Source organism: Arcicella sp. GW821-FHT09D11 (assembly GCF_059416265.1).
Window position 1 is genome coordinate 315370 of record NZ_JBWKOV010000003.1, and the last position, 24723, is coordinate 340092.

The 24723-nt window shown below is 31.8% G+C and carries 21 protein-coding genes; all 21 read right to left on the bottom strand.

Translation table 11 applies throughout. The features are described 5' to 3' along the window. Positions 1 to 22 precede the first annotated feature (22 nt). Positions 23 to 883, bottom strand: a complete 861-nt coding sequence (gene rfbA, locus AC07N0_RS11495) for a glucose-1-phosphate thymidylyltransferase RfbA (protein WP_492799876.1) — start codon at positions 881 to 883, stop codon at positions 23 to 25. 94 nt (positions 884 to 977) lie between these two features. Continuing rightward, positions 978 to 2033 (bottom strand): dTDP-glucose 4,6-dehydratase, encoded by a 1056-nt coding sequence (gene rfbB / locus AC07N0_RS11500; RefSeq protein WP_492799415.1) that lies wholly within the window; start codon positions 2031 to 2033, stop codon positions 978 to 980. A 96-nt stretch (positions 2034 to 2129) separates the two neighbouring features. Next, the gene (locus tag AC07N0_RS11505; protein ID WP_494589279.1) at positions 2130 to 3107 is read right to left on the bottom strand and encodes a glycosyltransferase family A protein; all 978 of its coding nucleotides are present in this window, start codon (positions 3105 to 3107) and stop codon (positions 2130 to 2132) included. A 97-nt stretch (positions 3108 to 3204) separates the two neighbouring features. After that, entirely contained in the window at positions 3205 to 4242 is a 1038-nt protein-coding gene (locus tag AC07N0_RS11510) for an O-antigen ligase family protein (RefSeq protein ID WP_494589280.1), read from the bottom strand. A gap of 432 nt (positions 4243 to 4674) precedes the next feature. After that, a complete protein-coding gene (locus tag AC07N0_RS11515; protein ID WP_494589281.1) occupies positions 4675 to 6195 on the bottom strand; it encodes a lipopolysaccharide biosynthesis protein in 1521 nt (506 codons plus the stop codon). Between the two features lie 24 nt (positions 6196 to 6219). Further along, positions 6220 to 7491 (bottom strand): hypothetical protein, encoded by a 1272-nt coding sequence (locus AC07N0_RS11520; RefSeq protein WP_494589282.1) that lies wholly within the window; start codon positions 7489 to 7491, stop codon positions 6220 to 6222. Between the two features lie 28 nt (positions 7492 to 7519). Next, on the bottom strand, positions 7520 to 8101 hold the full coding sequence (locus tag AC07N0_RS11525; RefSeq protein ID WP_494589283.1) for an acyltransferase: 582 nt from the start codon (positions 8099 to 8101) through the stop codon (positions 7520 to 7522). Between the two features lie 17 nt (positions 8102 to 8118). Next, positions 8119 to 9381, bottom strand: coding sequence for a sialidase family protein (locus AC07N0_RS11530; RefSeq protein WP_494589284.1), 1263 nt, complete (start codon positions 9379 to 9381; stop codon positions 8119 to 8121). Positions 9382 to 9481: 100 nt separating this feature from the next. Next, positions 9482 to 11053 (bottom strand): N-acetylneuraminate synthase family protein, encoded by a 1572-nt coding sequence (locus tag AC07N0_RS11535; RefSeq protein WP_494589285.1) that lies wholly within the window; start codon positions 11051 to 11053, stop codon positions 9482 to 9484. A 279-nt stretch (positions 11054 to 11332) separates the two neighbouring features. Beyond that, positions 11333 to 12388 carry an acyltransferase family protein gene (locus tag AC07N0_RS11540; protein ID WP_494589286.1) on the bottom strand — a complete coding sequence of 352 codons (1056 nt, stop codon included), beginning with the start codon at positions 12386 to 12388 and terminating at the stop codon, positions 11333 to 11335. Between the two features lie 148 nt (positions 12389 to 12536). Next, a complete protein-coding gene (locus tag AC07N0_RS11545; protein ID WP_494589287.1) occupies positions 12537 to 13217 on the bottom strand; it encodes an inositol monophosphatase family protein in 681 nt (226 codons plus the stop codon). A 40-nt stretch (positions 13218 to 13257) separates the two neighbouring features. Continuing rightward, on the bottom strand, positions 13258 to 13704 hold the full coding sequence (gmhB, locus tag AC07N0_RS11550) for a D-glycero-beta-D-manno-heptose 1,7-bisphosphate 7-phosphatase (RefSeq protein ID WP_494589288.1): 447 nt from the start codon (positions 13702 to 13704) through the stop codon (positions 13258 to 13260). Between the two features lie 20 nt (positions 13705 to 13724). Further along, the gene (locus AC07N0_RS11555) at positions 13725 to 14414 is read right to left on the bottom strand and encodes a nucleotidyltransferase family protein (RefSeq protein ID WP_494589289.1); all 690 of its coding nucleotides are present in this window, start codon (positions 14412 to 14414) and stop codon (positions 13725 to 13727) included. A gap of 5 nt (positions 14415 to 14419) precedes the next feature. Beyond that, entirely contained in the window at positions 14420 to 15016 is a 597-nt protein-coding gene (gmhA2, locus tag AC07N0_RS11560; protein WP_494589290.1) for a D-sedoheptulose 7-phosphate isomerase, read from the bottom strand. Positions 15017 to 15043: 27 nt separating this feature from the next. Continuing rightward, positions 15044 to 16075 (bottom strand): GHMP family kinase ATP-binding protein, encoded by a 1032-nt coding sequence (locus AC07N0_RS11565; RefSeq protein ID WP_494589291.1) that lies wholly within the window; start codon positions 16073 to 16075, stop codon positions 15044 to 15046. 19 nt (positions 16076 to 16094) lie between these two features. After that, positions 16095 to 16763, bottom strand: a complete 669-nt coding sequence (locus tag AC07N0_RS11570; RefSeq protein ID WP_492799885.1) for an acylneuraminate cytidylyltransferase family protein — start codon at positions 16761 to 16763, stop codon at positions 16095 to 16097. Positions 16764 to 16801: 38 nt separating this feature from the next. Then, positions 16802 to 19195 carry a GumC family protein gene (locus AC07N0_RS11575; RefSeq protein ID WP_492799886.1) on the bottom strand — a complete coding sequence of 798 codons (2394 nt, stop codon included), beginning with the start codon at positions 19193 to 19195 and terminating at the stop codon, positions 16802 to 16804. A gap of 41 nt (positions 19196 to 19236) precedes the next feature. Then, positions 19237 to 20067 (bottom strand): polysaccharide biosynthesis/export family protein, encoded by an 831-nt coding sequence (locus tag AC07N0_RS11580; RefSeq protein WP_492799887.1) that lies wholly within the window; start codon positions 20065 to 20067, stop codon positions 19237 to 19239. 70 nt (positions 20068 to 20137) lie between these two features. Beyond that, complete coding sequence (locus tag AC07N0_RS11585; RefSeq protein WP_494589292.1) at positions 20138 to 21811, bottom strand: capsule assembly Wzi family protein; 1674 nt, start codon at positions 21809 to 21811, stop codon at positions 20138 to 20140. Between the two features lie 207 nt (positions 21812 to 22018). After that, positions 22019 to 23593: a hypothetical protein gene (locus AC07N0_RS11590; RefSeq protein ID WP_494589293.1), complete on the bottom strand. Its 1575-nt coding sequence runs from the start codon at positions 23591 to 23593 to the stop codon at positions 22019 to 22021. Positions 23594 to 23665: 72 nt separating this feature from the next. Continuing rightward, positions 23666 to 24361, bottom strand: coding sequence for a hypothetical protein (locus AC07N0_RS11595; protein ID WP_494589294.1), 696 nt, complete (start codon positions 24359 to 24361; stop codon positions 23666 to 23668). Between the last annotated feature and the right edge of the window lie 362 nt (positions 24362 to 24723).

Sequence of the window (24723 nt, forward strand, 5' to 3'; positions counted from 1 at the left end):
ATATTTAAAATACAGTTAAGCACTAACCTAACAACCCGAGCAAATATTTTCCATATCCACTTTTTACCAGCGGTTCAGCTATTTTCTTGAGTTGCACCTCATCAATAAATCCCATTCTGTAAGCTACCTCTTCGATACAACCTACCTTTAGTCCCTGTCGTTCTTCAATCACTTGAACAAACTGTCCTGCCTGCATCAATGATACAAATGTTCCTGTATCCAGCCAAGCAGTCCCTCTGTTCAACACACCAACTTTCAGCTTCCCTTGCTTCAAGTATTCTTTGTTAACATCCGTTATCTCATATTCCCCTCTTGGTGAAGGAGCAATATTCTTGGCAATCTCTACCACTGAATTGTCATAGAAATACAAACCTGGTACCGCATAATTTGATTTAGGAGTCACTGGCTTCTCTTCAATAGAAAGCACATTGAAATCATCATCAAACTCTACTACCCCATATCTCTCTGGGTCATGTACCTGATAAGCATATACTACCCCACCTTCGGGGTCATTGTTGGCTTGTAATAACTTACTCAAACCACTACCATAGAAAATATTATCTCCCAATACCAAGGCTACCTTATCATCACCAATAAACTCTTCTCCAATCACAAAAGCCTGTGCTAATCCATTAGGAAGGGGTTGTTCTGCATATTCAAATCTACAACCTATCTGTGAGCCATCTCCTAACAATTTCTTGAAATGAGGTAAATCATGGGGGGTAGAAATAATCAATATTTCTTTGATGCCCGCCAACATCAAAATAGAAAGCGGGTAATAAATCATCGGTTTGTCGTAAACAGGCATTAACTGCTTACTAACGGCTAGGGTAAGAGGGTGCAAACGTGTACCAGAACCGCCTGCCAAAATAATTCCTTTCATATCTTTCTTATAGCTTTAGGCTGTAGGCGATAGGCTACAGGCAATGGTATCATCATGAAATACTTATTGCTCATAGCCTATTGCTTAAAGCAATTTAAGAGTACATTTTTTTATAATATTCTTGATAATTCCCCGAGGTAACATTATCAAGCCATTCTTGGTTATCCAAGAACCATGTTACGGTTTTATCAAGTCCTTCTTCAAATTGTAAAGAGGGTTCCCAACCCAGTTCTTTCATGATTTTGGTAGCATCGATGGCATATCTTAAATCATGACCTGCACGGTCGGTTACATAAGTAATTAGTTTTTCTGAAGTACCTTCTGGTCTGCCTAGTTTGCTATCCATGGTTTTACAAACCAACTTTACGATGTCGATATTCTTCCATTCGTTAAAACCTCCAATATTATAGGTTTCACCTAGTACTCCATTATGGAAAACAGTATCGATAGCTCTTGCATGATCCACCACAAACAACCAATCTCTTACATTCTCACCTTTTCCATATACTGGCAATGGTTTATTGTTCAAGATGTTGTGAATCATGAGGGGTAATAGTTTCTCAGGAAAATGGTTTGGTCCATAGTTGTTAGAGCAATTGGTGATGACTACTGGTAATTTATAGGTATTGCCATAAGCTCTTACAAAGTGGTCAGAAGAAGCCTTTGAAGCTGAATAAGGTGAACGTGGGTCATAAGGAGTGGTTTCTGTAAAGAAGTCTTCTGGATTATGTAATTCTCCATACACTTCATCGGTAGAAACATGATAAAAACGTTTTCCTTCGTATCCAGTTGCTTTCCAAGCGTTTTTAGCAGCATTCAATAAGTTGCAAGTACCCACTACATTGGTCATTACAAAAGCCATTGGTTCTGCAATTGATCTATCAACATGTGATTCGGCCGCTAAGTGAATCACACCATCAAATTGATATTTGTCAAATAATTGATTGATAAAGTCTGCATCAACAATGTCTCCTTTTTCAAAGATATAATTAGGCTTGTCTTCTATATCTTTCAAATTCTCAAGGTTGCCAGCATAAGTCAATTTGTCAAGGTTAACAATGGTATAATCAGCATAGTTATTAACAAATAACCGAACCACATGAGAACCAATAAACCCTGCCCCACCTGTTATTAAAAGCGTTTTTTTCATAATCTATTATAATTTTTAATACTCTAAAGGCTATTCTTGATTTTATATGTGATGCTTAATCACATAGCCGTTTATCCTTACTTACTTTATCTATTTCTAGCTTGATTTCACAAATAATAATCCTTTTTTTGCAGAAAAAGCTAAAATATATAAGCAAGAAATAAAAGCACCTAAAATACCCAATAAGCGATTTGTATAATGGTATGTTATTTTCAAACGATTCAGAATCGGTAATTGTCGATTTTCCTTAACCTCAAGCAAAAACCAATTTGTTAATGAAACCTTATCGAGTGTGTGTGTGATTCCATGCTTTTTAAAAAACGCATTAACCCAAGATACATAACTCAGTTTGGCTTCTAGTTTTCTATGTAGTACAGAAAGATTACCCGTTAAAGATGATATATTTAGTCCACTATATCTCCAATAAACGTATGCTCCTTCTACAGTATAAATACCACTTTTTCTTGAAAATTTTACCCAAGTGGCATCATCAGCACACCAAGCTAAATCAAAATTGACCAATCCATCTTCTTGTTCAAAAAGGGTACGTTTAAATACATATTCTACTACGAAGCTTTGGATGTTTCCTTTGGTTTTTTCGGCATAAAATTCAGCACTTGTGAGTACAGGTGGGAATTCCTTGGAATGTCCGAAATTTTCTATTTCAACGCCATCTTGGTTTATTATCTTGACAGGAAAATGTACTAATTCGATTGCTGGGTTATTATCAATATATTTATAAAAGGTTTCAACACAATTTAAGCCTAACAAATCATCATCAGAAAAAAGCCATATCCACGTTTCTTCTTTTACCAACTCGATGCACCTATTCCAATGACTTACTAAATCTTTACCTCCTAAATTTTCCTCGAATTTTTTGTAATTAATATTCAGTAAAGTGGTAAAATCAGCAACGATATCCCACAATTTTTCTGGGCTGTTGTCATCTCCTATGTATACCGTGAAGTTTTTATTGGTTTGTTGATTAAGAGATTCTAAGGTTGCTCTCAGAAAGTTGTGTTTATACGCTGGTATAACAATAGCTAAAGTATTTTCATTTAGTGTGTCTGTCATATTACTTGTAATCTATTTGTATAAATTTGTTTACAGAATTATCCAATTTTCAATTGAATATACATTGGCTTATTTGTTTTTTTATTTCTATAGTCAACTATACAGGTATCAACTTTTCCGACTGAAAATCATCTTTTTTTCTATCTGCATATTTAAAATACTCTAATCCTTTTATGTTTATTCCTATAATAGCCATAAAGAATTTAAAGGTTCCTAAGTCACCTGTTCCAAATATAAATAATAGAAAACTTAAGAACATCCCCAAGGTGAGTATGGCAAGTCTCTTAGCAAAACTACTTTTAGCAAGCAGATAATTACGTATTAAATATAAGATAAGCGCGATTGAAAAGATTAGTTGAGTAACCATCCCTACAATGCCTTGTTCAATCAAAAGTTTATAGAGATAACTTTCAAATCCTGCAAAAGATGAGTCACTGGCTCTATCTTCTGCTTTCCCTTTAAATCCTAAATTTTCTTCTATGTATGAAAACCCATTTCCTGTTATTGGGCTTTTGTTAAAAATCAATACAGAGGAAGCTAACTGATAATTTCTAAGTTCCACAGAACTACCTTCAAGTTTAGAGCCTTTACTAGAAAAAGTATCAAAAGAGCTAGTTACAAAATCATTTACTTGAGGGATGAAAGTAATCGTTAAATTCATCACAAAAATTGTAATAAAGGCAATTTGTATTTTCTTACCCAACCCTAGTCCCCAAATAAAATAGACCGCAGCCCCTCCTAAGAATGCAAAGAAAGGCGTCCTTGAGTTAACCATAAACAAATTGATTATCAAAATGAATATGATGGCTATAAAATGGTTCTTATTTGTTTTCTTGAAAGATAGGTTACCTAACAAGAAAATATTCATGAGGATGGCTATTGTTAATAGGAAACCGTAGTAAATCGGGTGCCATGTAAAAGAGGTAATCCTATATCGCCCATCGTGGCCAGAGGTATATACTTCAGCGTAGTCAACAAAACCGAAAGCATGGCTGACAAATGCTGAATAAAAATTATTCCCTGTTACGTAGTTATACAATCCATATACACCAAAGGCAAGGAAAAAGAATAAGATAATTCTATAAATTTTTATAAAATCATTGATGTCTCTTACTAACATAAACGTTAGTACCATTACGAAAAAATTATCAAAAAAATAGCCTAAACTTCTATTTAAAATCTTAACAAGATTAAGATTAAGTCTTGAGTCAAATAAAGCAATAATCAAAAAACCTATGAGTATTAACGATATACTAGCCTTTAAAGGAAAGTATTTTACTTTTACCCAAAATTTGCTTTTTACTAATTGTATTAAAAATAAAAAAAAAATAAAAAATCTAGATGAGGTAGTTGGATATGCTTGAAACATTACAAAATTATCCGAGATAAACAGTATACCAAACATAAACCATGCTAGTCTATCCACACCTTCGGCTTTGTACATGCGAAATACGATGAAAAACGCAAATAACTGTATAAGCAATGCCTCCATTTTTGTATAATTTAACTATTCTATTATTAATCTTAATCTAAATAAAACGCAATAAGATTTGAACAAATGCGAAAACTACTTTAAATCTTTCTTCAAAAATTTAGAAACAAAAGCAATTATATATTCTTTATCACTTTTTGTAAATAAAAATTGATAAATAACCACTAAAGCAATTAGCGCAAAAACAGATTCTTTTACAATGATAAGTAGCCATATATTACTTATTGTCTGCATCGAGAAAATCCATTTTACTGCTATTCCAATAAAACCAATTACAGCAATGGGAAATAGGAATGATTCAGTAAATATCTTAAATGAATTGTATTTCAATTTAGTTGGATAATAATAAATGTAATAATAAGCTACTTGAAATACTACATAACAGGTATATGAAATGATAACTCCACCCATCCCAAAACTATCCATCAAAAACCAAGCAAGTGTAAGCGAGAATATCGTTGAAAATGCCGACATATATATAATTGTTCGCAAAGAATTACTAACCAATACTAAGCTTGACAATGCTGAGTTATGTAGTCCTAACAATGAAAACACCCATAAATTAAGCCATGGTACTAAATAGGCATTTTTCTCTCCTACATACAAAATAATAAGCTCTTTGGAAGAAAGCGTAAATCCGAAAACTATTAGGCCTAGAAAAATAGTAATATATCTAGTTCCATCCATGGCTATTTTCATCTCACTTTCTTTATCCCCCAACTCTCTCACTTTGGTAGCATGCGGTAAAATAACCCCAACAAAACTAGAACCTAGTATTAAAATCAAGTTGGCAATACCCTCTACTACCCTATAATCACTTACGCTAGTTAAACCCAACTTTATTCCTAAAAATACTGGTCGTAGATAATTAGCAGAAAATTGGAATATACCAAAAGAAAAAATACTTAAGCAATAAGGCAATACTTCAGCCATAGCTTGCTTATAATATTTTGGCAAAAAGGATATTCCTAAATTTAATTTATTGATTCTGCTAGCATAAAAAGGAATATTTATAACTGAACACAAAGTATTAAGTGCAAAAAATGAAATAATGTTAAGCTTTAAATAAATAGTAAGGAATAATACTACTAACTGAGCCACTTTAGTTAACAATAATATTCTTTGTTGCCAACCCACTAAATCATTAGAACGTAATAATTGTTCCATTACATTTCCTCCCCAAACAGGAAAGGAAGTGATAATAAGAATATATATTAATTGCTTAAAAATTTCATCATCTGCAGCGCTTAAATGAAATATTTGAGATGAAAACACGCTCAAACCAACTAGCACTAAGGCATTCACAAAAGCGATTACCAGATAAAATAATAAACTAGATTGGAATAATTTTCTTAGTCCATCATAATCATTCTTGACAAGATAAGAAGAGAAAAACTTTACATTTCCTGATGAAAATCCCATATCAAGGATTTTTAGATAGATATTCACTGAAATAGCGATTCCTATCAAGCCATATTTTTCTTTACCAAAATAGGTCAACAAAAGTGGTACTGAAAAAAAACCGTAAGCAGCATTTGTAACATTACAAATAAGACTCCATGCCACCCCACTAAAAATATTTTTTATATTACTCATTGTGCAAAGTTTTATTACTACTTACTAGCCCTCTAGTATCTCTTTATACCTATTAACTCCCATCCCGATAGTGTCTTTTAACAGTTGTTCTAAAGAGGCATTTAATTGGGTCAAATCAGCTTGCTTGAAAAAATTAATTCTTTCTAATAAAGTATTTGCATCACTAAAATGATCGTCCATACCAACAAATTCTTCATTTTCAGAAGGTAGAAATCTAAAACAAATCAAGTCATAATATAATGCTTCATAATATGCTGTAGAATTATTAACAATAGAAAAATCATATCCTTTGTTCTCAAACAATTCAACTAGGGATTCCTTACCATCTATTACAGTAATACTACTTCCTTCACATAATCCTTCATAAAACGTCTTATCTAACGATAGATGTAATTTAAGCTCAAATTGTACGTTAGGTTCAATAGCAAGGAAGTCTTTCAGCACTTTTACAATGTCAATATTTGTATCCTCATAAATTTTCCTGCCTAATAATACAACGCATCTCTGAAATGTATTTTTTAGTCTAATCGGTTTTCTATCATACTTTGGATTGCCCGCTATTTCGATGATATTCTCTGGTACTTTATGCGTTATTTTCAAATCATGCTTGGATGTTTCTCCCCAAACCAGAAGTTTCTGAGCGGTAATACATTCAGCATTAATAATATCTAATGGGATAAATTTTTTATAATTCACAAAGAAACTATGAGAAAGGGATATCGTTGGGCACTGAGCAATATTAAAAAATTGAGTAATTAGGCTCTCAAATGTATAAGCACTGTTGAATGAAACATACGTTTTATCTGTATAATCAAAACCTTCAAATTGTTTTTTTAATGATTCTTGGCTATTCTTATAAGATACTATTTTACTTGCCAGAAAAAAGATAGCACTAAGATTTTCTTTGCCGATACCAACTTTAAACAAAGTAAAAAAAATAGCTTTTAATATTCGGAAAGGCTTGAATATTTTATTTCTTGGCAACTTTCCTAACAATACGGCTTCATATTTTTCAATACCCTGAAACGTTTGTGCTATTTGATGGCTGTAATCACTTCTATCAACAGAATATAAACATACAAATCTGTTATTTTCCATAGCTTTTCTTAGATGAGTAAAATCAATTTCAGAACTAAAATTGTATAATATCTCTCTAAATACGACTGAATCACTTTGTTTAAAAGCAATTCTTGCTACGTCATGAGCCAAAACTTTACTAAAGTCGATGCCATCATTAAAAAAAATAAGTTTTTGTTTTAAAATCTGATAATATTTATAATTCTTATCATCCAGCATAGTTCTCTATAGTTTTCAATTCATCAATTTAAACCAAATGTAACTTATAGCCATTCGGCGAATAATCATATTCTTTTTCTTCTCTCTTGGCAATTGGCTTTGCAGGGATTCCGCCTACTACGGTATAAGCTGGAACATCCTTTGTTACAACTGCGCCCGCAGCAACTACTGCTCCTTCTCCAATTGTTACACCCGGTAAGAGGATACATCTTGAGCCAAGCCAAGCGAATTTTTTGATGGTTACTTTTCCACCCACTGCCTTAAAATGCAAATCATTATAATCATGGTGTAGGGACCAAATCATCACCTCTGTACCAAAACATACATTTTCACCGATTTCTAACCCCATTCTTGCATCTAATATACATCTATGACCTAGGGCAGTTCCTTCTCCAATTGTAAGTCCTTTAAGGTTTCTATACTCATTTCCACCATAAACAGCTGTAGATTTGGGAATGGTAGCTCCCATATAATTAAGCACAGCAATCCTTATTCTTTGAGATGGAAAAGAGGAAATAATTCTATTCAAGAAAAACCATTCTAAAGAATCCTTCCAAAGATATAAAGCTTGCTTAACGCTTGAAGGAATTAAATTTTTAATTTTTTTCATAATGAAATCCAAATTATTTAAAATGGAAGTTTGGCAAATACAATCTCACCAGTACTATTTTTATTTAAACGACGTGTATCTGTTGTATAGGTAATGTAATAGCTATCTTCATATTTGTAAATACATGGATAATGACAACCAAATTCATTTTTAATGACAATTTTGACTTCATTACCACATATATTACTGTTTTTCCCATATCGAATTTCAAGTACTGTTCTTACATTGAACTTTCCAAAATTCTCAGAGGTATTCCAAATAGATAAAAAACCATCTCTAATTTTAATAAAATTCATTTTACTGCCTATAGTTTTAAAAGAACAACTGTCATTAAGAGAATACGGCGCATTGAAAGTATTTCCGCCATCGATACTTTTTGTTAATAATATTCCTGCTATGCTATTTCTACCTAGCATCAACACTTCATTATTATTATTAAATAGAAATGCTCCTTCAACAGTTTGCTTATTATATTTTGGCACTACATTTATAGGATATGGTGTTCCTATGAATTCAAATGATTTACCAGCATCTTTAGTTCTCATAATAACAGTAGTGCCTTCATCTGTTTTCCAGTCTTCTGTAAATTTACCTAGTGTTAAGCCTATATACGTTCCTTCATTAGTAATAATAGGATCAGATGTAGCAAACATATAATCTGTACTCAACTTGTAATTATTATTAAATGCACTTTTTATTTGTCCTTTAACATTAGATAAATCAAAATCACCCACTTCTTTAGAATTACTATTACCTATTTTACAAACTTGAGGTTCGGTAAAAGTTGCTGTTTCTGGAGTAAAATCTCTATAATAATATTTTTGAACTTGATTAACATATATTTTAGATAAAATACGAATCTTACCATCTGCTGTTTTAAACAAAACAGGCGTATAACAAGGTGTATTTTTATCTAGTTTTACAGTACCATATACATGGCTTTCTTCAAAAACATCATATATTTTTTTGGTAGCAACAGGGTTATTGATATCAAAAACGGATAGCCTAACGGATTGTCCACCTGCTCCCTCATTGGTACTTGTATGATTACTGTAATAAGCACAATAACCTATTCCGTTATGAATCAAAAGTTTTGAATCATGCGCATATACCTCTGCGTCAATTTTTGAAATAGTCTTTTGACTTTTGATTATTTCATTACCAATGTAGATAGCCATACTTGGCTCTACCTTAGTATCCAAAAGAGATTGACTTAGTAATAAATCTTCAGTACAGCTTAATAATAAGGCACTGGTTAGGATTACAAATAATAGTTTCATATATAATATTTAATTAGCAGTTAGTAAGATTAATAAATGTATAGATTGCTGTCAATCTATACATCTATGTTATTTGAAATAAAGAGAACCCTCTTTATGTTTAATTACTTTTATCATTAGGGACATATTTGTGGTGTTCTTTAGCATGAACTTTCTTTTCTTTTTCTCCACATATAATAGTCGCTTTTTTAACATCTTCAACAAATTGTCTTAACTCTCCTTTAGTAATATCCAATGCAACGCTATCAAAGTGTACCCAATCAAGGTTACCTAATTTAACGTGCTTTTCAATCATCAAAGCCCCTGCACTTATTGCCATCTGAGAAGCTAATGCTCCCACATCGTGACTAGAGTAACCTGGAATAATGTTAGGGAAACGCTCGTGGCGTATTTCGTTATAGTGACGAATTACCGCAATATTACAAGCATCTGGTGGTGCAGGGTACGAAGAAGTACATTGTAAAAGATAAAGCAATCTGTTGTTTGTAGTAAATTCATTTAATACAAATTCCTCATATTCTTTATCCGTAAACCCTGTTGATACAACAATATCACCATCAAAGGTATCTGCCACGTGCTTAAGATAATTTCTATGGTTAGAAATTGTACTTGGAAGCTTGATTAGCGGTAGATTATACTGCAATATATATTCGTAAGAGTTTTTATCTAAAACAGATGTAAACCAGAAAATCTCATTCTTTCTACATTCATCAATCAGTACCTTAAATAAATCATCTGTTAATTCAACTGATCTACGATAATGACCTAATGTATTACCAAAAGGAGATTTATAAGGTTTTGCTAATTCAGCTTCACTGTAAAATGAATCAACATCTCTTCTTTGTACTTTAATAATATCTGCTCCTTCATCCTTCGCCATTCTAATCATTGTTCTCAGACGCTTCTCATCACCAATATGATTATTAGTAAGCTCAGCCACAACCATTGGAATACCTGCAAAAATCTTTTCTTTTACGCCTAAATAAAGATCATTATTACTTTTATGTTCAGCAAAATCACTAAAGTTTCCTTGGTTAAACAATCCTATAGAAATATCACTATAAGGTTTTCTTCCAACATGAAGAAGATTGATTGAAGGAACATCAGTCTCGATATAAGATTTGATTCTGATAAAGGTATCTTCTTGTGTACGAAGAACCGCATCTCTAAATTGCTGACTATGCCCAGAATAATCTTCAATTAGCGTAGTATTAGAATCGTTACCAAAATCAAAACCTAAGAAATATATATCAAGTTTTTTATTCAATTCTTTTGCCATCACAACTCCCAAGCGGATAGCTGAAAGGAACAAGAAATCTGAAATAAAAAGCTCTTCGCCATGTGCCGAAAACAAATAACTTTCTGTTGTTTCATAAGTATCTGGGAAATATGATACTTGCATACTAGGAACTGAATCTGGCATTTGCTTATCAGAGATATAATAAGAAGCCTTGAAGCCATTTTCTTTGATACTTTGATAAGCCCACAAACTATGTACTAAAGCGATATCTCCTGCATAAAAACGCTCTGAATCATTAATATTGATAACAACTCCATCTTCTAATTGAGATTTGGCAATTTTTCCTAAACTTGCTCCTTTACCAAGTACATAAACTCTATCGGTCTTAGATTTTGAAAATATATTTCTGATTTGGGTCGAGAATGCCTCCATAATTTTACTTTTTGAAGAATTTATAATTTGTTATAATGTGTTATATCGTACGTCTATTACTTCTTTTGCCAAGTCTCATGAATTAAATTATCATCTTATTGACAATTCTTATGATTGAATCACAGGTATAGAAGTAATAAAATCTTACCTATTTTTTTAAAACAATAGTTAAAAATGAATGTTAACTAAATGGTACACAATTCCTTCTGCATATCTCTAGCAAAATTAGTACCATAATTTCAAAATAAATTTATACCAATATTTATACTATCTCCGAGCTTACTTCTTTGAAAGATAAGCCAGCACCTTTTTTTCCACAAAAAAATGGAATAAGAAACCTGCGAAAACAGTTAAAATAAAAATAATCAAGAACAACATATTATTAAGGGCAGAAGAATACGCTGTTTGAAATTTAATTTTTGCAAACACTCTGCATAGTGTAGAAAGTATAATTGGATGAATTAAATATAGAGAGTAAGAAGAGTCGCCTATAATTACTAACAATTTAATTTTGGCTGCATTATATACTTTTTGATAATCTATAGATGCACATACCCAAATTATTAACGCTGATAATGAACCAAAAAACAATTTTGATATCAACATATTAGAGGTCAAATCAAAATAGTTTAAATACAGAACGAATAGTATTAAAATCACGCTAAACGATACTAAGGCTTTTGTGATACTTATAAATTGTTTTTTATAAAAAAGGTATCCTACCAAACAACCTAACAAAAATTCATAATTACCAGGTGCGAATACAAAACTAGAAAATATGGCTGCATGTGTGATAGATTTTAAAGCAATCATTACAATCCATATTCCAACAATATATTTAGCTATTCTAAGGCCTACAAAAATACATAAGGCAAATATTAAATAGAATAATATTTCATAAGTTAATGACCAAGCAACAGAAACAAAATACGTTTCTTGATAAACCAATAAATACTGCTTAACTAAATATATCCAATGGTCAACAGAATGAATATTGAAGATAAATTCATCTCTCATATTCCCATGCATTAAAATCATATACATGGCAAAGGTTATTGTAGCTACTATCCAATAAATTGGGTAAACTCTAATAGCTCGTTTCTTTAGAAAAAGACGCCAATTTCCTTTGTTAACAATATCACCGTAGTGAATAAACATGATAATAAACCCGCTTAACACAAAAAAAAAATCAACTCCAACCCAACCAAATTCAAAGAAACCATTAAAAGGCTTAGTAGAAAAATATTTTTCACCCGTAGAAACTAAGTGATATAATACAACTAACATTGAAGCCAAGCCCCTAAAAACTTGAATTAAGTCTAACCTTTTTTTCATAATAGTGTGCTAATTATTAATATTTGTAAGCAGTATCTTCTATATCAAACCTACTTTATCAATCAAAGTCTATATTCAAACATTTGTATAAACTATCTTGGTAATACGCTACTGTATATCCTTTTGAATGGATAGGTCGTTTATATTCCTATTTTTTGTTTAATATTTTGAATTTATATTTCTCGTTTGGACTAAGAAGTTCACCTTTATATTCTTTGTTATTGACTACTACTGATAAACCATTTTCTAAGGCTAAGTTTAAGCCAGGAATGATATCCCAAACTTTTGCTCCTTTAGGGTTTTCAAAACTAAAAAATGAGCCTGTCACTACATTATACATATTGTAAACAGCACATCCAATAATTCTATATTCAAAGCCAGGCTCAAGTTTTAATAAATCTTCTTTGGTCAAACTAGAAGAAATTCCACAGATTCTTGATTCAAATCGCTCAAAAGTATCTCCTGTCTTAAGATAACAGTCCAGCTCTGGTAGCGCTAGCATAGATTCTTTATGAATTCCATTTTCATATACACAAATTGCTACGCCCCATTCTTTAAGACCCGAAACAAAATTCTCAGTGCCATCAATTGGGTCAAGAATAATGACTTTGTCTTTTAGCCAGTTAATAGTATTTTCTTCTGGAGATTCTTCAGATACAAGTGCATAATCTGAGAAATTCTCCTTAATATATTGCTTCACTAAGTTTTCACACAATAAGTCCCCTTGAGATACATAACTACCATCAGCCTTTAAGGTCTTTGTATTTCTAAGGCTCATTATCTCATTTAAATGGACTTTAATTAAGTTTTTTATTTCTTCGATTATCATACTTTCTTTTTATCAGAAGTTAATTAATGTAAGCTTCAATCTATGAAACCAATATAGTATTTTTTATCCCTGCATTCTTAGCAGCATCAATATCTGTTTGTTTATCACCAATCATTACAGAGCTATTTATATCAATATCATATTCTTCTATAGCTTTGAGGAGCATCCCTGGATTAGGCTTTCTACATAAACATTCACCCGTAAATTCAGGGTGATGAGGACAAAAATAAACTTTCTTTATATTAATACCTTTTTCTAGAAACTTATTACACATCCAATCTGTCAAAATCCAAAAATCATTCTCTGAATAATAACCCCGAGCAATTCCTGCTTGATTAGTAACCACAAAAATCAAAAAACCTTGAGATTGATATTTTAAGCAGATATCAAAAATATCATCTTTAAACTCAAAATCTTCAATTTTATAAACATAGTTTTTATCTACATTAATTACGCCATCTCTATCCAAAAAAAGTGCTTTTACCATAATTCTATTTAAAATAATAACTATACTATAAAATCTCCAGCACGTTTATAATCTTCAGGAATGCCTATATCTATAAAATCAACATTAAAAGTTTGTCCTTTTAAATTGCCTAATTTAGATTCTACTTCAAGAACTTCTGTTTCAAATGAAAACTTCTCAGGATAAGAATTCTTAAGTAAGAATTCTTTATCAATTAGATAAATCCCCGCATTAATTAAACCTTCTGAGCAATATTTTTTCTCATTGAATTGTATAATATCACAACTCTGATTATCAATTGTTACCGATCCATATCTCTCAAATTCAAACATTTTTTTCAATGCTATTGTAAATTTAGAATTATGGAAGCTAAAAAACTCATTCATTTGATTTATATCAATCGGGAAATAAGAATCTCCATTAATAATTAATACTTTTTGGGAAGAACAAACTGAAAGAGACTTGATAATTGCTCCCCCAGTACCTAAAGGCGTATCTTCAATTGAATATTCTAAAGGAATACCGTTGAAAAAATTTCCAAAATATGATTCAATTATTTCTGACTTATATCCAGTAGCTAATATTATTTTATTTATCGGGTATTTAGTTACCCAGTTTAAAAGGTGTTCTAAAAAGGGTTTATCCTTCACAATAGCCATTGGTTTGGGCATATCTTTTATCACCCCTCTCAACCGTGTTCCTAACCCCCCTGCTAATACCACTACATCCATATTATTTATTTTTTAGGTTTGTATTCAGCAAATATTTCTTCTTCAACTATACAGCAAATAATATGTCCAATTAAAATATGTACTTCTTGAATCCTAGGGGTTTCGTTAGATGGCACTTTAATACAATAATCACATAAATCAGCCATTGCTCCACCTTTCTCACCAGTTAATCCTATTGATATTATGCCCATCTCTTTGCATGTCTCTAGTGCTTTAATTACATTTGGCGAATTTCCAGAAGTTGATATACCAATAAAAATATCTCCAGGCTTACCTTGAGCTTGTACTTGTCTGGAAAATAGTTTTTCATAGCCATAATCATTTCCAATAGCTGTTAAAACCGAAGTGTCTGTTGTTAAAGCAATAGAAGCTAAACCAGGTCTATCAAAATAAAATCTACTAACAAATTCACCTGCAATATGTTGGGCATCAGCGGCACTACCTCCATTTCCAGCTAACATTGTTTTATTGCCAGATTTATATGCTGCAACAACTACAGATGCAACCTCATCAATTAAACCTGTTAATTGAGCATCAGATAATAATGCTTGTTTTGTAGAAATAGATCCTTCTATTTGGGATTTAATTAGATTCAAGTTCATAGTTTCAATTATATTTATTCTGATTAGTTATTTATTAAAAATTTTCCATCCATGACACCCTCCTTCACTAAAATTAAAACTCACAATTTTACCTTCTAGTTTATTTAATGCATTTATTACATTAACTCGTTTCTCTGGATCAACAACAAACATAATAAATCCGCCACCACCAGCTCCCGAAACTTTTCCAGTAATAGCCCCAGCATTAATAGCAATCTCAAATATCTTATCAATTTCGTTATTTGAGATTGAACTTGCCATTTTCTTCTTATTCTCCCATGAACTCCCTAAAATTTCTGAATATTTTTTTATTTCTCCCTTCAACAAAGCCTCTTTCATTTCAATCGCACTACTCTTGATTCTATGCATAGCTTCGATTGCTACTACATTTCCATCTGTAGTGTTCTTTTTTTGCTCATCGATAATTTTAGCAGATGAACGTGATGCTCCTGTATAGTAAAGAATCATTGATGCCTCTAACTCATCGATTATCCAGCGTTTTATTCTTAACGGATTAACTATTACTTTTTCATCTTTGTAGAATTCCATGAAATTAAATCCACCAAATGCTGCGGCGTACTGGTCTTGCTTTCCTCCACTTAATCCTAAGTCAATTCTTTCTATCTCATAGGCTAAACGACCAATTTCGTATTCACCTAAAGGCAAACTTTGCCACTCAACAAATGCTTTAAGTATAGCTACAACCATTGTAGATGATGAACCCAAACCACTTCCAGGAGGTGCATCTGAATAAGTAGTAATTTTGCAAGCAACAGGTTGAAAGTTATAGTCTTTTACTAATCTATTAAAGACTCCTTTAATTAAATCTAAGTCTCCATTAATTGGCAGAAATGATGCGACTGGATAGTGTGCTTCCTGATTAATATCGGGGGCATTTAAAATAATTTCATTCCCTTCTACCTCTTCAATTGTACAAAATGCGTATAAATTAATTGTAGCATTCAGTATTAATCCACCATGTAAGTCACTAAATGGAGAAACATCTGTTCCTCCTCCAGCAAGTCCTAATCTTAGAGGAGCTTTTGAGCGTATTATCATCTGCTTATAAAATTTGCTGTTAAAACAACGTTGAATCTTCCTTCATTTTACTATAAACCTGTTCCGCAATGAAAAAATCTAGCGGTGTATCAATATCTAAACCCTCTACATGAGAAACAGTATATATTTGAGGATTCGGTCCGATTATAGTTCTGTATTTTACAAGCGTTTCTCTACGAAGTAAGCATAAACCAAAATTAATAGCTTGAACATCTGTCAATTCTTGGCTCTTAGGATGTTTATCAAGAGAGAAATTCAAAGGCTTATCTCCTCTCCATAAAAATTCTTTAACAATACTAGCCGTAACGATACTTCTATTAGGAGCATCATCAAATTGATTAATACATTTACTAAAAGTCTCTGGTTTAATAAATGGAGAAGTAACAGGCGTATAGGCAACAATATCACACTCCGTATGTTCCCCTAAGTACCAAAAATAGTCATTAGCAGGACATTCTGATGATGCATAAAATGCCTCTCTTTGATGAAAACCTACGCCATGTTTGATGGCCATTTCAATAGCAGCCTCTGAATCGGTGTTTACTATTATTTCATCTATTTCCTTAACTTGTTTTAGCGCATTTATTTTAAATTCAAGTAAAGAAGTATCTCCTCCAAATGGTTTAACATTTTTATCTTTTACTCTTTCAGATCCTTTTCTAATTGGTATTACGGCAGTTATCTTCATATTATGTGTGTTCCTTATTTAAATATTTTCAATAAACCTTAGCTTTTAAAGCTATCCTTAATTCTAGCCCAGAACGTTGGTTTTTTTGTATCTCCATGATAGCCATAACCGTAGCCATAACCATAACCATAGCCATAACCGTAGCCATAACCATATTCTTTAGAGTTACGATAATCGACTCCGTTAAAGATAATATTTAGCGATTTGAACTTACCTTTATCTTTTAAGTCTTTTAAAACTCTTAAATATGACTTAGGAGTATGTTGGTATCTCATCAAATAGAATACTGCATCTACATATTCTGCCAATATGGTAGAATCTGTTACTAGCCCTACTGGAGGAGTATCCAATACTACATAATCAAACTTTTTACGAAGCTCTTCAATCAAAATAGCCATTTTTCCATTTGACAATAATTCTGAAGGGTTAGGAGGAATAGGACCCGAAGGCAAAACAAACATATTGGGATGCAATGAACTTTGCTTTATAATATCTTCAATATTCGCCTGACCAATCAAATAGTTTGATATACCTACTTCACGAGATACTCCTAGATACTCAGAAACTTTTGGTTTACGTAAATCTAGTTCAAGTACGATAACCTTTTTATCTAGTAAGGCAATACTTGACGTTAGGTTAATACTCACAAAAGATTTACCTTCTCCACCAATTGATGAAGTCAATAATATGGCTTTCCCTCTACCATCAATATTAACACCCCCAGCTGCATATTGTAAATTGGTACGAAGTGTTCTGAATTGTTCTGCTAAGAAACTCGTACTCTTCATATCAACAATATTGTCTTTCATTTCTTTTGGTTTCTTACCAATTTCACCAAAAACTGAAATTCCTGTTGTACTTTCAATCTCGCCCTTCGACTGAATCTTATCATTGAAAGATTCTTTTAGATTAATTGCACCTGCTGGTATGATAATACCTATTAATAATGCAATAAGGTATATAAAATTACCTTTGGGTTTTATCGGTCTTGGGTCACTATAAGGTTCATCCACTAAACGGCTATCCGTCACAGTTGATGCATAAGAAATTGCGGTCTCTTCTTTCTTTTGTAAAAGCATCAAGAAAAGACTTTCTTTGATTCCTTGCTGTCTTTTAATGTTTACAAACTCTCTTTCTTTTTTAGGAATCGTACGGATTGAAGATTCAAAACGGTTGTTCAATCCTTTCAAACTACTACGAGTAACTGACAATCCTTGTTTCTGGTTAGAAATACTTTCTCTAATTGCGGCTTTAGTATTAGCAATTTGAGTATTAATAGTTCCTAACAAAGGGTTGGCTGCTTCTGTAGTTCTTGCATATTTTTCTCTTTGAATCTCTAATTCATTTAATTTACCTAGTAATCCAATCAATACAGGGTCATTTACCATCAAAGTCGCTGGAGCAGTACCAGTTTGGCTACTTCTTAAATAGTTTTCAACACCGTCTAATACTTTTAATTGAATATCTACTTCATTCATTTTAGTATCATTCTCTTTCACTTTCTCTAAAAACAAATTAGCCTCAACGCTCAAGTCAGTGATACCTTGTGAACTTTTATAAGTTTCTACATCTTTCTCTACATCCCCTAATTCTCCTGTAATTAATCTTAATCTTTGGTCAATAAACTGTAGGGTAGCCGTAGCCTCCATATTCTTATCAGCCAATGCAGAGAAGGTATATGCTTCAATGAGTTTTGATAATACAGCTTTTCCTTTTGTCGGTGAAGCATCTTCCAACGACAATTTTAAAACTGTACTTTTCAAGTTCAATAACTCTACCTTGATATTGTTCTGATACTGTTCAACTAAATAATTTTTATCATAAAAATTAATTTTAATTAAATCATTATCAGTACGATAAAGAGAATCATTCAAGAAAACACGAAAAGCACCATACTTGCTTCTAATATTCTGGCTATAAGCAAACGTTCCTATTGGTTCTCCTGCCTTATTTTGCAACTCGAATTTTTGTCTATTAAGAATTTTAATAAACAATGGCTCTTGATAAGCTAGCTTAGTCAATTCGCCATGCTGTACCCATAATGGAGAGTTCTTGAAAATCTGATCGTAAGGTCTAATTTCTCCTTTTTGGTAGTATGCTACCGTTAGGTTTAAGTCATCAACTACTTTTTCAATAAGCGTACGAGACTTTAAGACTTCCATCTCATTTTCAACAATTTTGTTGCCAGAAAACATCTCTAGTTCCTTTAACATATCATTGCCACCTATCCCCTTTTTCTCATCTTTAATCAATAACACTGCACCAACTCTGTAAATGGGTACAGTATAACGAAGATAAAAATACGCACCAGCTAATGCAATCAAACACGAAAACACGAACCAGTACCAATACCTGATATACATTAAAAAGAACTTTCTTATATCGAAACTGCTTTCATTACTCTCAATAAAATCATTTGAATTATCCATCATAATTTCAAAACTTTAATTATCCTTATTAAAAAAATCTCCTATTATTTAAACAATAAATTTAATAACAATACTAACGTAGTCGTTACTCCAGTAGCAATAGGAATCAACTGCAAAGTCCTGTCTGATGAAGTAATTTTACCTTTAGTTGCTTCTATATACAATACATCACCACTTCTAAGATAAAAGTATGGCGTTTCTAAGACGTCACGTTTTGTCAAATCTAGCTTAATGATTTCTCTTTTACCATCTGTAGTACGCATTAGCATTACATTGTCTCTTCTACCAAAAATGGTTAAATCTCCAGCCACCCCTAGTGCTTCAGGCAATGATGTGTGATTATCGAGAAGGTTATAAATACCAGGACGGTTTACTTCACCTATAATCGTAAACTTTTGATTTAAATATCTTACACTCGCTGTAGGCTCTTTCAGATACTTCGTTAATTCACGCTTTATTTTCACGCCAGCTTCTTCTAAGGGCAAATCAGCAACGTGTATTTTCCCGATTAAAGCCATTTCAATATTCCCGGCTGGATCTACTAGATATCCGAGTGGCTGATTTCTGACCATACCATTACTAAGACCTCCTGGGAAGTTAGAAGTAATTAATGGCGTAACATTTTGAAAATTGAATACTTCATTTGATTCTGCACTTAGTGAACTAACCGTAATTGCTAAAATATCATCTGGTTGAATTTTAGGAATCAAGGGCGTAATATCTTTCAATGTTGAATAGCGTACTGAATCTAGAGGATCAGTCCCTTGAAAATAGGTAACGTTCTTTGTGGAAACACAAGAAGCGAAAAATAGCGAAAAGCCAACTGCTGCTAAGAGTAGTTTAAAGTTTTTAACTTTTTTTGTTTTAATAAACATATTCATCATAGAATTGATAGTGAAGATGATATTTTGAAAATTATTATAAGATTGTTTAATTGGATTTGTACTAGAAACTATAATTTATAGCCATTGATATACTACTATTTTTTTCTGTAGTGGTAACGCTTGGGTTATTGTCACTTTGATAATTTACTCTAAAAAATAAATCATGTATAAATTCATATTGAAGCTGTGCTTGTATATAGCTATACTTATTACCAGTGCCCCATAAAAAAGGATAACTTGTCTTAAAATCTACCTGCTGTGCTCCTGTTCCTATGGCTCCTTTTCTGATATAGTTATAAATAAACTTAACATCTAATCCTCTTATGACTCTATAATGTAACTGAGCAAAAAGTAGGTCAGCATTAGGTCCAATCCAATGTCCTAAGTTATAATTACTACTTTCAAAAGTCTGTGCCTGTATAAAGTGGATATACGTAAAAGGCTGTATTTTAGAATATTCAAGTGTTAAGTGCAAATTATTGATAGGAAAATCTGCTACACTTGCTCCTATTTGATAGGCCGTGTGGTTTCTATTATTACGTTCTATAGCATTTCCTCCAGTTAATGAAAATTCTATTTCATCAACAAAAAAACTAGCATATAGATGTGTTTTAGGAATATGATTTCTTGAACTAAATTGTAAAAAAAACTGAGAGTTAGATATTGTATTGCTGGCATTTTGTCCACTAGTTGCTTCTCCCAGATAATGATTCATGCCTTGAAATAAAGCAATTGGTATTAAATAACCAATTTTAACATTATCATTATAAATAGCAGATTCTCCTATTGAAAGACTTAATCCTTTTAGTGGTTTAAATGTTAAGGCATGAAAAGCCAAATATTTACCACGATATTCAAATTGATTGCTTCCTTTAACAGATGTTTTGTAAATTGACGATGAGTCAATCAAATTAGAGTTTAACCAAGCATGTGCATAAGTAAACGATAGCCATTTTACTGGATTAATATCTAATCGCACCTGTGGGTATGACGGAGCTTTATCCGACAAAATTATTTTTCCACCCACTCCATAACCAAAATTCAAAGCAGTTTTACCAAAAGTAGCACTTCCCCATTTCCATTTTGCTGTAATAGCTGCATTAATGGTACTATAATCGAATCTTTTCCCTCCCACTAATAAATCTCCTATTCTACCCGGTTCTGCATTAAAGTTTCTTAAGTAGTCATATCCAGGAAATAAATTATTCAATTGGTTGTTACGAAAATCAACACTATAACCAATACTCTTTCCTAAATAACCATACATCCAAGCTCCTATCCAACGCTGGTTAATAGTCGTACTATTGATGTTTTCTAATTGATAACCAACAATTGGTTGAAGATTAAATGAGAATTGCTTGTCTTGATAAGCCGCAACCCTAAATCTATCGTTTTCATTCGTATGAAAAATACTTTTAAAGGCTTTATCTGCTTCTATTTCTTTGGTCAGATTGCGTTCAATGGTATATTCTTTCAGATAAAAGACTAATTCTTCTTTTTCCAAACTTGCCAATAACTCATGATGATTATTTAGAGAGTCCAACTTGCCACTAATATATGTTCTAGGCAAGGGTAGCGTGACGTCGTTTAAGTCTATTACTCCTTTTTGAGCCAATCTGGATAGATACCCATAAACTGTTTTATAATTAGGTTCATATACTATCTGTGCTTTTGCTTGAAAAGCAAAACAGAGTACTAATAACCAGAAGATTGACAGTTTAGTAAAAATTTTCATCAAATCGGATATTTTTTAGTATTGTAAGCGAATTATTTGTATGCTAAATTAATCTTGATTAAATGCTTATTTTATGTAAAAGTACGTATAACTGTATTCAATTAACAATTTGCAAAACCTCTTTTAATAAAACAAATTATTCTATTAGATAAAATCATGTACATATATTTTTATTTTCAATCAAAATATCTTGTCCAGACACTCACCCTACTTACAAAATTCTTTGTTATCAATATAGAAACGATAATTTACATCTTTAATCAATGTATCTCTTTTGTAAAATATCCAGCCTTGTGCTGGGTTTGGTGAGGCTCTAATTGAATAAGTACCGCCTACTTTTAATTTATAAGTACTACCAGAGCGTTGAGTTCTGGTTAAGGTCATCAAATCTCTCCAATCATTCGCTGCTGCTCCTTGAGGCTGAAATTGAATATCAATTTTAACTGGTACTGCTGGTTCGTTTACAACTTGTCCTTTAGGGCATTCTATAATCAATTCTACATTGACTGGCTGTGGCGGAGGAGCAACAATGTTAACTGGTATTGTTTTCTCGTCACACAAATCAAATGGCTGAGACTGAAAAATTGGTTTAGATAAATCGCCTCCAAATTGATTATTAAAGTTAAATACTTGCAAATATACTGTATTCTTTCTTCTACCTGCCAAAGGATATACAGCACCATTGTTCAAACTAATATATAAATCTCCAATATTCTTTCCTGAACTAACTTCAATTAAACGACAATAATGATAAATATCTAATCCATTATTGGAACTAGTAACTTTAATTGTTGGTCCTTTAACACAAACTGGAATCATTTCACCTAGTGCATAGTACGTCAAAGCTGTTATGTTTGCACTAACATACAATTTACCATTGCTATTTTTTTTAATGGCGGGATTACCTAACATTTTCCAGACATTATTGATATAACCCCAAAATGGTATGACATCTCCTTCTTTTAGGGCTTGCCCATTAGTATGATAACTATTATTGCTAATCTCTATACTTACGCTCGTACTCTTTGAAAGGTTGCTTCCTTCATCAAACTTTTCGTTCATGGCTTTTAAAGAAAAGAAGCCATAAGGAACTAACTCAAATGGTGATATCTCTTTATTATCAAGACCAACTGCCTGATAAATAGTATAATTAGAAGGAACAAAATCTCTTGCTATATTTTCAAAATGAGTTAATGTATACGTGAATTGTCCTGATAATTTTTCAGTATTTTGTGCTAACAAATTTGTGCCAGCATTTAAAACAAGACTAACCTGTTCATTTTTCCCATTCGTTTTTAAAGTAGTGGTAGTAGATTCAACGCTTGAACTTTCTATTTTTTTAATATCAACACTCATCCCTTTAGGTAAGTTACTGATATTGAACATTCTGATAGTTCTATTAATATTAGCTGTATTAGCTAGGGTTATATAATTAATATCGGTTAGATAACCCTCTAAACTAGCAACTACTTTAATATTGGCTGGTCTTTTTGCGTAATCTGGTGCAATAGCAATGCCTAATAGACCTTCGCGACTAATATTAATTTTTTTATTGCCCACTGAACTCACAATTCCTTCTGCATCGTCACCTAAAAAAGTAAATTTTATTTGTTTAGGTATCAATGTAGTATCAGTCGATACGGCATTTTTATAGGTTAAATTAATAGCAGATGATGTAAGCGGATCTTTTATTTTTATAGACACGTCTTCCAAAGGATTATTACAAGCATATAATGAGCTTATAATAAAAATCAACATTATGGAATATCCAAAGATTTTCATTTTTGATTTTAGGACTTTGTTTCTATTTCTAAAAGATGAATAAGATGCTTAAAAAGTATAAAATCTGTTAATCTATTGTTTGGTCTTGTTAATTCTGAACTTCAACTTAAAATTAATAAAAGGTAAAAAAGAATAGTCTTTTATATTTCTCTCGATAATTGGAATGAGTTCATCAGCATTAGTAGTATCAAGCACACCAAAATAATTGCTAACGATTTTGGGTTTTCCCATGTAATAACACCCTAATTCAAAGTTAAATCCAACTCTTCTTCTAGGTACTACCCTACCAATGCCTAATCCTACAAAGGGTACAATTTTATTCCAATCGATTCGTAAATTGATTTCTCCAAAATCCTCCGCATTTACTTCTACTCCATCAATATTAATACCCGTGTCAGTATCTATAAAAGACGATACATTAAACTTGTATATATAACTAGTTCCAAGAAATAGGTGGAAACTACTCTTTTTGAAAGGGTAATAGTCAGCCGCTAAGAAAATTTGGTTGAATTTTAAATCAGGTTCAACATTAATAGTTGATTTACTATTAAGATCTACTTTGAAAAGATTCTGGTATTGTAAGTAACTAGTACCAAGCCTACCAAAAAAACGATTATTTTTTGAAATATTAGTAGCCACTTCAATACTAGGACCAATAGTACCTATTGATAATCCTATTGAAACATTATGTTTATGAACGTTTGTTGAATCGTCTATAGCATAAACACCTTCACTCTTGCATAGATAAAATGCAAAAAGAAATAGCATGAAAGTTAGATAGCGTTTAGACATATTAAAGAATTAAAATTACAAGTAATTAGATGAAACTTAGAATTTTTGCATTCTTCTAAGTCAAAAGTAAGAACAAATTTCGATTTTCATATAAAAAAATTATTAAGCGGTATATTTTATCTAAATTATATTATTCAATATCAAAATAGTAATATAAATATTATCTATAACGCACCAAAATAGTCCTATTCGAAATATTATTCGTTATTTTCTATTTAAAACAAAACTTATGCATTGCCTTTAATCAAAATACCTTTAATAAAGTACTCAACTATACAAAAGGTATTCATTAGATTTTGTATAAAACATAAAGTGTTTCATTTAAGACATCCATTTAG